The organism is Bacillus sp. FSL K6-1012 (assembly GCF_037964915.1).
In the GTDB taxonomy this organism is placed as follows: domain Bacteria; phylum Bacillota; class Bacilli; order Bacillales; family Bacillaceae; genus Bacillus; species Bacillus halotolerans.
In genome coordinates this window covers 1533700-1545773 of record NZ_CP150175.1, presented here as the reverse complement: position 1 = coordinate 1545773, position 12074 = coordinate 1533700, and the positions used below count along the sequence as shown (strand labels likewise).

12 protein-coding genes are annotated in these 12074 nt (G+C 44.4%); all 12 read right to left on the bottom strand.

Annotated elements, in window-relative coordinates; genetic code table 11:
* Positions 1 to 153: 153 nt before the first annotated feature.
* The 12 genes from skiZ to NSS75_RS08010 all read right to left on the bottom strand — a co-directional run bounded on the left by skiZ (position 154) and on the right by NSS75_RS08010 (position 11975).
* The gene (gene skiZ, locus NSS75_RS08065; protein ID WP_059352849.1) at positions 154 to 1347 is read right to left on the bottom strand and encodes a sporulation-delaying-protein transporter subunit SkiZ; all 1194 of its coding nucleotides are present in this window, start codon (positions 1345 to 1347) and stop codon (positions 154 to 156) included.
* Entirely contained in the window at positions 1344 to 2036 is a 693-nt protein-coding gene (locus tag NSS75_RS08060; protein ID WP_024121242.1) for an ABC transporter ATP-binding protein, read from the bottom strand. Before NSS75_RS08060 ends, skiZ begins: the two co-directional genes overlap by 4 nt.
* The gene (locus tag NSS75_RS08055; RefSeq protein WP_024121241.1) at positions 2037 to 3173 is read right to left on the bottom strand and encodes an efflux RND transporter periplasmic adaptor subunit; all 1137 of its coding nucleotides are present in this window, start codon (positions 3171 to 3173) and stop codon (positions 2037 to 2039) included.
* 4 nt (positions 3174 to 3177) lie between these two features.
* Positions 3178 to 3873: a toxin SDP protection protein YknW gene (yknW, locus tag NSS75_RS08050; RefSeq protein ID WP_024121240.1), complete on the bottom strand. Its 696-nt coding sequence runs from the start codon at positions 3871 to 3873 to the stop codon at positions 3178 to 3180.
* A gap of 121 nt (positions 3874 to 3994) precedes the next feature.
* A complete protein-coding gene (locus tag NSS75_RS08045; RefSeq protein ID WP_024121239.1) occupies positions 3995 to 5809 on the bottom strand; it encodes an ABC transporter ATP-binding protein in 1815 nt (604 codons plus the stop codon).
* Between the two features lie 10 nt (positions 5810 to 5819).
* Entirely contained in the window at positions 5820 to 7577 is a 1758-nt protein-coding gene (locus tag NSS75_RS08040) for an ABC transporter ATP-binding protein (RefSeq protein ID WP_339236895.1), read from the bottom strand.
* A 236-nt stretch (positions 7578 to 7813) separates the two neighbouring features.
* Positions 7814 to 8047: a molybdopterin converting factor subunit 1 gene (gene moaD / locus NSS75_RS08035; protein WP_024121237.1), complete on the bottom strand. Its 234-nt coding sequence runs from the start codon at positions 8045 to 8047 to the stop codon at positions 7814 to 7816.
* On the bottom strand, positions 8040 to 8513 hold the full coding sequence (locus tag NSS75_RS08030; RefSeq protein WP_024121236.1) for a molybdenum cofactor biosynthesis protein MoaE: 474 nt from the start codon (positions 8511 to 8513) through the stop codon (positions 8040 to 8042). The genes moaD and NSS75_RS08030 overlap by 8 nt, the downstream gene beginning before the upstream one ends.
* Complete coding sequence (gene mobB / locus NSS75_RS08025; RefSeq protein ID WP_101860671.1) at positions 8513 to 9034, bottom strand: molybdopterin-guanine dinucleotide biosynthesis protein B; 522 nt, start codon at positions 9032 to 9034, stop codon at positions 8513 to 8515. Before mobB ends, NSS75_RS08030 begins: the two co-directional genes overlap by 1 nt.
* A complete protein-coding gene (gene glp / locus NSS75_RS08020; protein ID WP_103671627.1) occupies positions 8995 to 10287 on the bottom strand; it encodes a gephyrin-like molybdotransferase Glp in 1293 nt (430 codons plus the stop codon). Before glp ends, mobB begins: the two co-directional genes overlap by 40 nt.
* 17 nt (positions 10288 to 10304) lie before the next feature.
* Positions 10305 to 11324, bottom strand: coding sequence for a MoeB/ThiF family adenylyltransferase (locus NSS75_RS08015; protein WP_216394611.1), 1020 nt, complete (start codon positions 11322 to 11324; stop codon positions 10305 to 10307).
* A gap of 51 nt (positions 11325 to 11375) precedes the next feature.
* Complete coding sequence (locus tag NSS75_RS08010; protein WP_216394612.1) at positions 11376 to 11975, bottom strand: molybdenum cofactor guanylyltransferase; 600 nt, start codon at positions 11973 to 11975, stop codon at positions 11376 to 11378.
* Positions 11976 to 12074 lie beyond the last annotated feature (99 nt).

Below are 12074 nucleotides of genomic sequence, written 5' to 3'. Positions count from 1 at the left end.
ATATTAACGTATGTATATAGGGTTTGTAAACTGTAAATTCGACAAAAATAAGGACAATTGTATGACTTTTTCTTCTTATCTTAATGTAAAAAGTCTTTTATATTCATAGTAAAAAGCACCAAACATAAAAAAACCTCATGCATATGCATGAGGTTACTCGTAACGCAGCGCTTCAATCGGATCGAGCTTGGCAGCTTTATTTGCAGGAAGCATTCCAAAGACAACGCCAATAAGCATACTGAACAGCACGCCTCCGCATACGACCTGCCAGGATACTAATGACGGCCAGCCGGCAATGGCAGAAACCAGCGCGGCCCCTCCGTATCCGATCCCGATCCCAATCAGTCCGCCGATAAGCGTTAATACGACTGATTCGATTAAAAACTGGGTCAGAATTTGTCCTCTCGTCGCTCCGAGAGACTTCCGAATCCCAATTTCCCGCGTTCGTTCTGTCACTGACACGAGCATAATATTCATGACACCGATTCCGCCGACTAAAAGCGAAATGCCTGCAATTGAGCCGATAATCGTGGTCATGATTGTTGTGATCTTTCCAATTCCTGCTGCAATCTCTTCCATGTTCATTACTTGATATGAATCCTCAGTGCCATGATGGTCATTCACCAGCTGTGCCGCTTCTTTTCCGATAGATTTTATATCATCAGCCGATTCGACCTGCAATGACACATTACTGAAGTCACTTGTACCGAAAGACGATTTCATCATATTAAACGGCACATACATTTCACTTAGTCCGAAAGACAGCAAACCTGTTTCCTTCTTCAGCACACCGATAATTTCCACAGGCTGTCCGTTTACCCAGACAACTTCACCGAGAGGAGAGGATTTATCAAACAGCTCTTCTGCCATTTTTTGCGATATAATGCCCGCCCTTTTTCCCGCAAGAAAGTCATTATCAGTAAAGGTTCTCCCGCTTTCTATTTCTAAGGAATTGACATTCATATATCCGTCGTTAATTCCGTTAATGGTTACATCGGTTTCTTCCTCATGATAACGCGCCTTCATGCTTTCAGAAGTCGATGCAACCACTTGTTTTATCCCTTCTATATCTTTTAATCCGCTAATATCGTTTTCTGTGAAAGTTGACTCCGTTACGGCGTTCGGATTGCTTGCAAGCTCTTCGTCACTCGGCATGTAGTATAGTTCCACCGTATTTCCCGGACCGCTGATGGACTGCTTAAGCATCTGCTCGCCGCCCTGTCCTACAGCAACGACGACAATAACAGAACCAACACCAATTATGATTCCGAGCATCGTTAAAATGGAACGCATTTTATGTGCAAGAACAGAGCTCAAAGCCATTCTGACGTTTTCTAACAGACTCATTCCCCCACGCTCCTTTGTCCGGAGCCGGGAGGAACAATTTCTCCGTCTCGCACCATAATGACCCGGTTCGTGCAATCTGCAACTTCCGGCTCGTGGGTGACAAGTACAATCGTTGTTCCCTCGTCGTTTAACGCTGTAAATTGGTCCATAATCGCTGCACTTGTTTTCGTATCCAACGCGCCAGTCGGTTCATCCGCCAAAATTAATTTTGGTTCATTGACGATTGCCCTCGCAATGGCCACACGCTGCTTCTGACCGCCGGATAACTCATTCGGCATATGAAGCATCCGATCGGCTAATCCGACCTTTTCTAAGGCTCTTTCGGCTCTCTCTTGGCGTTCTTTTTTTCCAATGCCGGAATAAATCATCGGCAGCTCGACATTTTTTTTAGCGTTCAGCCGCGGGAGAAGCTGGAATTGCTGAAAGACAAAACCGATGGATTTGTTGCGGACTGCGGCCAGTTCTCTGTCTTTATAAGAAGAGATGTCTTCGCCGTCCAGCTTATATATACCGGAAGTCGGACGGTCTAGACAGCCGATAATATTCATAATCGTTGATTTTCCCGATCCTGACGGCCCCATGATCGAAACGTATTCCCCTTGATTGATGTTCAAATCAATCGAATGAAGAACATCAAACGTTTCTCTGCCGATCTGGTAGCTTTTTCGCACATTTGAAAGCTGAATCATTTATGCTTTCACTTCCGTTCCGTCAGCCAAATCATCAGCAGGATTTAAAATGACCTGATCATCCTTAGAAATTCCTTCTTTTATTTCCGTTACATCATCTGTTACTTCCCCGATTTTGACGTCGACTCGCTTGGCTTTACCGTCCTTTACTGTATACACATAATATTGATCATCTTCTTTTTTAACTGCCTTAGAAGGAAGCGTATTGGTTTTCCGCTTATCCGTTTCTATATTCATAATGAATTTAAAACCTGGCTTTCCTTCAGGAAGATCACCTTTTATTTTGACTTGAAGCGGGTATTGTACCGCCTGATCTGTGCCAGCTGCTGCCGCGGCGTTATCCTGCTGATCCGGCACTAGTCCGACAGCTGAAACTGTACCTTTCCATGTTTTATCCTGAATGACATCTGAAGTGAGTGTGACCTTTTGGCCTTTTTTGACTTTAAGTGTATCGTATTCAGACAATTTTCCTGCAACGACAAGATCTTTAGGATTGCCGATATGTATGACGGGCTCTTGAATATCTGACTTTTTTGATGCCGCTTCCTGGTTGACAGAAATCACAGTGCCTTCGATCTCGCTCTTCACTTGAAGATCTGACACTTGATTGGCAAGCGACTGCCGCTGAAGCTCAGTTTGCTTTAATTCAATTTGAGCCGTTTTTTCCTGCATTTCAAGCTCTGTGCGCTCAGAGTCAACTTGTTTTTCTGCTTCTTTCTTTCCAAGCTGTTTTGTCAGTTCTTTTTCTTTACTGTCCAACGCTTGTAGCTTTTGTTGAATTTGATCGATTTGCAGCTGGTTCGATTCAGAGGTCAATTGATTCTGTTCTTTTTCCAGACTAAGCTGCTCGTTCGTATAAGTGACTAACGGCGTACCCTTTTTAACTTTGTCGCCTTCCTTTACTTTAATGTCGTTCAAAGTTCCTTTATCGGCTTCATAAAACACATATTGTTCATTTGAAAATTTAAGTGTGCCTGGAACCATAACCGTTGACGATATCTTTTTTTCTTCTAGATTGCCCGTCTCGACCTTCTGGCCGGCGCTGCCGCTTGTCGGAGCGGCAGACCGGTAAATATTAATTCCTATAAAAAGAGCGACTAATGCTGCAATCCCAATTCCAATCCAGACTTTTTTCATCTATTTATGCACCTGCCACAGAGTTTATCGCCCCTGAAACAAACGAAAATGCGACCAAAAGGACGAAAAGAATAATAACGGATATCCACCCTGCTTTTTTGGAGATGCCTCCCGTTTTGTGAAGACCGATCGCTAATAATACATAGCTCCAAATGCTGAAGATTTCAAATGTATTTAATACATTGGCTAAAGGCATGTCTGAAGGAATAATTCCCGCAAGTGACGTCATGCTGTAAAGTGAACTTGTGTCAGTTGTAAAAGCAACAATTCCGTTGATCAATAATCCTAAGCTGCTGATTAAGGAGACAAACAGACCGAGAGAAAGCATTTTCTTATACGTCGTTACGCCTCCTGATATTTTCACACAGAGCCAATAAATGAGAGGTGCAATAAATAAAGCTGCAATTCCGCCGAGAATCGAACCTGCCATTGCTCCAAACTTGGTAATAGTGGCGACAGTTGAAATCTGCTCAGGCGATAAACCTTCAGTATCCGTCGCTTTAAGAAGCTCGCTATAATCCGTTCCGAGACCCTGCAATACAGCACCAACTATGATGATTGCCGCAACAATCAAGAGCGGGCCCCATACAACCGGCCTTTCTCTTATTCTCTCAAATTGAGTTCCAGGACTTGTGATCACTCCAAAAAGGGATGGCTTTTCAGTTGACACTCCGCCGTTTTTTTCTACATTTGCTTCCATATATAAAACCTCCTTGAACATATCTAGCTGATAATACGAAAGGATCTAAAAAAAGTTTCATATTTTTTAAAAAAATATCCAAATCATTCAAAAGGCCTTCAGACTTTCAAACTGAAGGCTTTTATTCGGCAGCTATGCTGTATTGCGCTTTCACCAGTCCTGCATAAATACCTCCTTTCGCAAGCAGCTGTTCGTGGCTGCCCTCTTCCATTTTCCTGCCGTGATCAAGAACGATGATATGGTCGGCGTCGCGGATCGTGGACAATCTATGGGCAATCATGACGGCTGTACGGCCTTTCAGCAAAGTTTTTAAAGCCTGCTGGATTTTGACCTCTGTCTCTGTATCAATGCTTGCCGTGGCTTCGTCAAGAATGATAATAGCAGGATCTGCGAGCAGCGCTCTTGCGAAGGAAATGAGCTGGCGCTGACCGGCGGATAGTACGCTGCCCCTTTCTTCCACTTCTGTTTCGTATCCTTCTGCTAAACCAGATATAAACTCATCCGCTCCGACTGCTTGAGCAGCTTTTACCACTTCTTCGTCTGACGCATCCGGCCTTCCGAAACGAATATTTTCCATAATCGTTCCCGAGAAAATAAACGTATCTTGAAGCACAATGCTGATTTGAGAGCGTAAACTGGCAATGGCCAGGTCTTTTATCGGAGTGCCGTCTATTTTAATGGTTCCTCCTGTTGCATCATAAAATCGGCTGATTAAATTGGCAATCGTTGTTTTCCCGCTCCCCGTGTGTCCGACTAGTGCAAGTGTCGAGCCTGCAGGAATAGAAAAGGAAACGGCATGAAGTGCTTTTCGTTTTTCATCATAAGAAAATTCAACCTCTTCAAAGCTGATAAGGCCTTTAATATTTTTCTTGTGAATGGCATCCCGCTTTTCCTTGACGTTCGGCTGTTCGTCTAAAAACTCGAAAATCCGCTCTGACGAGGCCATCCCCATTAACAATTGGTTATAAACCTGGCCTAACCTTGAAATAGGCTCCCAAAACATGCCTAAATAGAAGGCGAAAGATACGAAGACACCTATTGTAATGGTTTGGTTCATGATGAGTGTGGCACCATACCATATTAATACAGCCGTTCCTATCGCATTTGTCATTTCTACCAGCGGACGGAACACAGCATTTTTTCTTGTTGCTTCCCGCCATGATTGATAGTTCTCCTGATTGACTCCGTCAAAATACGCCATGTTTTCTTGTTCCTGCGTGAAAGCCTGCGTTACGCGGATACCTTGTATGCTTTCGTTTAAATGGGAGTTCAGCTTTGATTGCTTCAGACGCACCGTTTGCCATGAACGGCGGATTTTTTTTCTGAGACTTGTTGAAATAAAAAACATAATCGGCAGAGTCACCATGATGGCTATGGTCAGTTCAGGACTCAGCGTGAATAAAATGATGACGACTCCCGCCAAAAGCAATAAATCTGTTAATAAGTTAATCACGCCGCTTGTGAAAAGCTCCTGAAGGGAGTTAATGTCATTCATAATTCTGACGAGAATAGACCCTGCCGATCTCTGATCAAAAAATCGGTGGGACAAGCGCTGCACATGGGTAAATAAATGCTGGCGCAAATCGTAAATGACATGCTGGCCAAGCTGGTTCATCCATCTGATCCTTAGCATATTGGCTGCATAATTAACAGCGTATAAAACGCTGATCAAAATAATCAGCTGCATCAGCAATTCCGAATTCTTTGCTGTAATGGCTTGATCGAGAACATAAACACCGATCAGAATAGGAATGACAAGCTTCACAGCAGTCCCAATCAAAACGGTGAGAAAAGAAAGCGGCAGAATTGTTTTTCGGTACGGTTTGACATAGCTTAACAGCCGCCACATTTGAGCCCAGTTAAACGGTTTTTCAATGATTTCATCTGAAGAATAATAGAAACGCTCCAAAATCCCCTGTTTTTTTGCTTGTTTCATATGTTCCTCCCTATCCGACCTGATGCGGCTCATTTATCATATTGACATCCCGGTATTGCAAATCGTATATCTTTTTGTAATAGCCGTTCTTGGCAAGAAGCTCTTGATGATTGCCTCTTTCACGAATGCTACCTTTATCGAAGACAAGAATTTCATCTGCGTGTTTCAGTGAAGATATGCGGTGAGCGATGATAAAGGTTGTGCGGTTTTTCATGACTTCTTTTAACGCAAGCTGTATGCTGTGCTCAGTTTGCATATCTACTGCACTTGTGGCGTCATCTAATATTAAAATGCTCGGGTTTAAACAGATGGCTCTGGCAATAGCAATGCGCTGCTTCTGGCCTCCAGAAAGCCCCAGCCCCCTTTCTCCAAGCATGGTGTCATATCCGTCAGGCAGTTCCATAATAAAATCGTGGGCCTGAGCTCTTTTTGCCGCATTTATAATGTCGTCCATCGAAGCATCCGGCTTCCCGTATGAAATATTTGATCGAATAGTAGATGAAAATAGGAATGATTCTTGAAGTACAACTCCAATATTTGAGCGAAGGGTTTTTAATGAATAATCTGTGATAGGTTTATGATCAATGGTGATGATTCCGCCTGCAGGACTGTAAAATCTAGTGAGGAGCTGTGTGACTGAGCTTTTTCCAGATCCTGTAGGACCCAAAAGTCCGATCATCTTTCCGCTTTTTGCTTCAAAGCTTACATCGGAAAGCGCGTTCGTTTGTTCATTTCTGTATGTGAGAGTTACATCTTTGAATGAGACATCTCCGGTTAACTTTGGCTGATGTAAAGCATGAACGTGGTCTTTGATGTCTTCCTCTTCATCAAGAATGTCTAACAGACGCTCTCCTGAGGCTTTTGCCTGAGAAAACATATTAATCACAAAACCTAAGTTCATAATCGGCCACATCATATAATTGACAAGACTGAAGAAAGCGACAAGCTCACCCGGATTCAGCTGATTTTGCATGACCAAATAGCCGCCGTATGAAAGAAGAGCCACAATACAAATATTGCCGATAAACTCCATCAGCGGAAAATAAGCAGACCAGATGGATGACGTTTGTAAATATTTTGTTCTGTAGGCCGCATTTGCCTTATTAAAGGCGCTGATTTGAAAATCTTCTCTTGATAGTGACTTAACTGTGTTGATGCCGCTGATATTTTCCTGCACCTTTGTATTGAGCTTTGCAAACGATTTTCTGATGCCTCGGAAGGCGGGGTGTACTCTTTTGTCAAACTGATATACCGCGACCGCCAGAAAAGGCAAAGCAGCGATTGTTACCAGCGTAAGCGGAACCGAATAGTAAAACATGACCGATAAGCAGATTGCAACCAGCAAGCCGAATCGAATAAACTCAGCAAGCCCGTAGGATAAAAAAAACCTGAGCCCTTCAACATCGGCTGTCAGCCTGGACATCAAATCACCTGTTTTTGCGTTGTCATAGTAAGAAAAAGAAAGCCTCTGCAGTTTTGCATACAGGCCATTTCTCAGCCGATAAACAGATTTGATGCCAAACATATCACCTAAATACTGATGAAAAAAAGTGGCGGTTCCTTTTACAGCCATAACCGCAATAAATCCCAGACTGATCCATGCTGCAAGCTGATACTGCCTCCCCAGTACGATCTCATCAATCGTAATTTGCAGAATGATCGGATAAACGACCGTAATGGCTGTCATCAAAAGCATCGCCAGAAGCGACCACATAAACACCTTTCTGTACGGCCAATAAAATGCTTTTAATCTTTTAAATGTCTCCATACCCAGCACCCTTCCAGTTTTTTCACCCTTACTATATCGATTCCAGAAATAAATTTCTATTATTTTTCAAAAATTCAATCTAATGGTGGAGATAGTCTCTTACTTTATATGGCGGGACTTATGTAAATAAATGCTTACAGAAAATCATTGTATGCAGGATGATGAGCAGGATATGCAAAAAAAGAGGGATATGACTTTTAACGCAAAAACCGGACGGCTTTATCGCCGTCCGGTTTTCATCCCCCGCTGACAGGTGGAATAACAGCCACCGTGTCACCGGAAGATACTGAGGTATTTTCTTTGACGTAGTTTTCATTTACAGCAATCATAGCCGTATCAATTGATTCAAGTCCGTATTGTTCCTTTAATACCGCTTTTATATCATCGATTGTTGCTTGTTCCATATCAATTTCAAGCGTTGACGTGCCGGCCTTTTCAGCAAGTCCCGCAAACAAAAGAATGTTAATCATGCTGCTCTCCCTCACTTACATCTGGTTTTCCATTCGGATAAGCTGTTGTCTCAAGCTGGTCACCGATCCATTGCTCTCCGTCTTCCCAAATTTCTTTTTTCCAAATAGGCACAATCTGTTTAATGCGTTCGATTGCATACTCATTGGCTTCATAAGCGGCTTTTCGATGGGGAGAAGACACAGCGATGACAACTGCCGCTTCGCCGATATCCAGTACACCGATCCGATGTGTGATAGCAGCCGAAGCACCTTTCCATTTCTCTTCTATTTCAGCCCCGATTTGGGCCAGCATCTGCACAGCCATCGGTTCATAAGCCTCATATTCCAGCCGGATTGTTTTTTTTCCGTTTGTCCACTCCCGAACTGTCCCGATAAACGTGGTAATAGCTCCGGCTTCCCGTTTCTCTACTTTTTTTATGATATCTTCAGTAACGATGGGTGTTTTCGTAATCTCAAACCTTCCCATTACACAGATTCCCCTTTCAGCTGTGAAAGCACAAAATCAACTGCGGCCGGATCATCCGCGTGAAAAACGGGTAATCCTTGGTGTGCAGCCATTTGTTCTTTTTCTCTGTATATAATTGCGATTATATTTACTGCCTGCAGTTCAGCCAGATCATTCTTATCTCGTACTATTACTACTTTAGGATAAGGAGCTTTTTTAAAGCCTTCTATGAGCAGGCAATCCATATCAAGAAAGCGATATAACTCGATCAGCTGCGGGAGATCCCATTTACGGCGGGCCGTAAGCTGTAAAACACCCGCTCCTTCTACTGCTGTTACTTCAGCTCCCGCAGCTTGGTAACGGTCAGTGTCTTTTCCTTCAGTGAATGCTTCCGGTTCACCGCCATGACCGTGATGCTTCAGGCAGCCTGCATGCAGTCCCTGTTGTGCGGCTTTTTTAAGAATACGCTCTATCAACGTTGTTTTTCCGCTGTTTTGGAATCCTACAACTTGGACGATCGGGAAAGGACGGACCAAGGCCACTCACTTCCATTCTCTTCTCTGATCAGCAGCACGTGGACCGTTCTGCCTGATTCGTAACCTCTCGTACCGCCCGGCAGGATGATAAACGCATTCGCTTCTGCAAGTGAAGTGACAGAGCTTGACTTATCTAATCCAACGGGAGCCGCTAACAGCTTTCCTTCCTGATGGTGTACATAAGCACGTACAAATCGGGTAAAAGGATTCGGCTTCGGAAAGTCCTTAGTCAAAACAGCTTCTGCGCAAATTGGATGCGGTTTATCATGAAGCAGCCATGACCGGATCATCGGTTTTACAAACAGTTCAAAACCGACATAGCATGCCGACGGGTTTCCTGACAGCCCAAACAGCAGCATATCGTTTGCATGAGCCACAGTCGTTACACTTCCCGGGCGCATAGCAACTTTATTAAAGAGCACATCAGCTCCGAGCCTTTCATAGATTTCAGGCAAAAAGTCAAAGTCACCCACTGACACGCCGCCTGTTGTGATTAGAAAATCAACCTTTTCCATTGCTTTCTCGACCGCAGCAAAGCTTTGATCAAGATCATCGGAGATTTTCCCTAAATAAAGAGGTGAAGCGCCCGCTTCGATAACTTGTGCATATACCATACTGGCGTTGCTGTTACGGATTTTCCCCGGCTCCAGCGGGTCACTGACATTCAGCAATTCAGTGCCGGTAGCGATAATCCCGACAACAGGCTTTCTCACGACAGGCACAGAAGCGTATCCAAAGGTTGCCAGAAGAGCTGTTACCCCCGGGGTAATTCGCGTGCCCTTTCTGACTAAAACGCTCCCTTTTTGAGCATCTTCACCTGTTTTTGAAATATTGTCCCCTGGCTGGAAGCGGCGTTTTAAAGACATAAACGGCTGACCATTCTCTTCAAAGGCTTGAGTCAGCTCAATCATGACCACGGCATCCGCGCCTTTTGGAATTTGCGCACCTGTCATGATCCGCACTGCCTGAAACGCAGCAAGTTCTTTCTCAGATACAGCTCCTGCTCCGATATGGTCAATGACCTCAAAGCGGACAGGGTGCTCGCGTGAAGCTTCAGCCGTATCACATGCTCTGACAGCAAAACCGTCATATGGCGAACGGTCAAATGCAGGCACATGGTGATCTGCCGTTACATCTTCAGCTAAAAATCGGTGAAGGCTGTTTTCAAGCGCCACCCATTCTGTTTCCCCTCGTTTTTGAAATCGGCTGACACGCCGAACAGCTTCATCTACCGGTATCGGTGTTCTTTTCTCCAGCATTCTGAACCCTCCTGTTGTTACAATCCGATTACTCTTGCCAACACAGAATTAGCTTCTTTCACATCACTTGTTCCGTGTATCAGAGCCCGTCCGTCATTAAAAATGACGATTCTGAAATTTTCATAATAGATATGAAGCAAAAATGCATTGGCCTCTACCTTGCCGATTGTTTTCAGCCGACTGGCGAGCTCCTGCTTCGGTATTCTTTTTAATGACTCTGATCTGACTTGAACCGTATTACGGCCGCACAGCACAGCAGCTTTTGGCGTGTTCCAGTCTTGAAGATAAGGATAAACTGCGTGTGCGCCGCATGACGGACAATCTTCGACTCGTACATTGCTAACGTTGATTTTCATATGTGAATTGTTCCAGACATCAAACGTGACAAAGCCGCGCTGTATCGCTTCTGTGTTTCCCGTTAACAGTTTCAGCGCCTCCGCCTGCTGATAGGCTGAAACCATATGGACCGCAGGCGGAATAATCCCCGCTGTATCGCACGTCGCTCCGCCGACAGGAATTTGCTCAAACAAACAAGATAAACAAGGTGTCTCCCCCGGAATAATTGTCATGAACATCCCTTGGCTGCTTACACAAGCGCCATAAATCCACGGTGTCTTTGTTTTCTGAGCTAGATCGTTGATAAGCATGCGTGTTTCAAAATTATCTGTTGCATCGATGACAACATCCGCTTTTTCAATCAGCGGTTCAAGCGTTTCAGCCGTCCCCTCTGTAACGTATGCCTCAATATGTATGCCGCTGTTAATAGCGGATAAATGTTCTTTGGCAGCCATAGCTTTTGGCATGCGGAGTTCCGCATCGCTTTCTGTATAGAGCTGCTGCCTTTGCAGATTGCTCCATTCTACATAATCACGGTCAATGATGGTGACGGTTCCAACTCCCGCTCTCGATAGCCCTTCAGCTCCGGCTGTTCCGAGCGCTCCTGCTCCTACGATCAGCACGCGGCTGTCTGCCAGTCTTTGCTGTCCCTCTTCTCCAATTTGCTTAAATCTGATTTGCCGTGAATAACGCTCTTCCATCAAACCTGATCTCCTTATCTTTTATGTCAATCATACCATGATTTCCCCCCGTCAGTCCCAGCAGGAGAATGTCTTGAGTTCATTCAAACGCCTATAGTCATGTCGTGTATTAATATTCATAAACTCTTCCGGCACTGCCGCGATTTCCTCTGCCTGTACGTACCGAACTGAAATACGGTCTAAGAAATCTGATAGTTTTAATTTTTTCTCAGATAGCTGTTCATATAGAATAGGCATGATCCTTTTATGATACAGTGCTATCAATGGCTGCACTCGTCCGCCTGATATCGGGATGACTGCGTCCGTATCGGCAGTTACCATGCGCCTGAGCTCCGCCATCGTCCTTTTTCGTATCAGCGGTGTGTCACAGGATAGAATCGTATAAAGGTCACCGTCTGTCTTTTCAAAAGCAGTATAGATACCAGCCAATGGGCCCATTCCTTGGAACGGCTCCGCGTCTTGATACACTTCGATTTCGCCATTCTCTTGAAATCTATCGATAAACTCGGGACGGCTGATGATGACCGCTTGCTCACCCAGCGACTTTTTAGCCCATTCGTAAAACATTCGGCCTCTCCATTTTACAAACGCCTTGGGCTCCCCAAACCGGCGTGAGGCTCCTCCTGCTAAAAGTACATTTATATGTTTCATGCTCTCACCTCTAGTTACCAAAAGCATAGCAAAAGCAAGGCCCCAACGCCAATGCTTGTCTGTTTATTAAAGAGGAATAGCTGTTCAGTATTTGCATAT

What these genes read in the sequence shown, in the direction of transcription:
- skiZ (WP_059352849.1), bottom strand. Translation starts at nt 1,347, where the DNA reads ATGAGTCTGTTAGAAAACGTCAGAATGGCTTTGAGCTCTGTTCTTGCA.
- NSS75_RS08060 (WP_024121242.1), bottom strand. Translation starts at nt 2,036, where the DNA reads ATGATTCAGCTTTCAAATGTGCGAAAAAGCTACCAGATCGGCAGAGAA.
- NSS75_RS08055 (WP_024121241.1), bottom strand. Translation starts at nt 3,173, where the DNA reads ATGAAAAAAGTCTGGATTGGAATTGGGATTGCAGCATTAGTCGCTCTT.
- yknW (WP_024121240.1), bottom strand. Translation starts at nt 3,873, where the DNA reads ATGGAAGCAAATGTAGAAAAAAACGGCGGAGTGTCAACTGAAAAGCCA.
- NSS75_RS08045 (WP_024121239.1), bottom strand. Translation starts at nt 5,809, where the DNA reads ATGAAACAAGCAAAAAAACAGGGGATTTTGGAGCGTTTCTATTATTCT.
- NSS75_RS08040 (WP_339236895.1), bottom strand. Translation starts at nt 7,577, where the DNA reads ATGGAGACATTTAAAAGATTAAAAGCATTTTATTGGCCGTACAGAAAG.
- moaD (WP_024121237.1), bottom strand. Translation starts at nt 8,047, where the DNA reads ATGATTAACATTCTTTTGTTTGCGGGACTTGCTGAAAAGGCCGGCACG.
- NSS75_RS08030 (WP_024121236.1), bottom strand. Translation starts at nt 8,513, where the DNA reads ATGGGAAGGTTTGAGATTACGAAAACACCCATCGTTACTGAAGATATC.
- glp (WP_103671627.1), bottom strand. Translation starts at nt 10,287, where the DNA reads ATGCTGGAGAAAAGAACACCGATACCGGTAGATGAAGCTGTTCGGCGT.
- NSS75_RS08015 (WP_216394611.1), bottom strand. Translation starts at nt 11,324, where the DNA reads ATGGAAGAGCGTTATTCACGGCAAATCAGATTTAAGCAAATTGGAGAA.
- NSS75_RS08010 (WP_216394612.1), bottom strand. Translation starts at nt 11,975, where the DNA reads ATGAAACATATAAATGTACTTTTAGCAGGAGGAGCCTCACGCCGGTTT.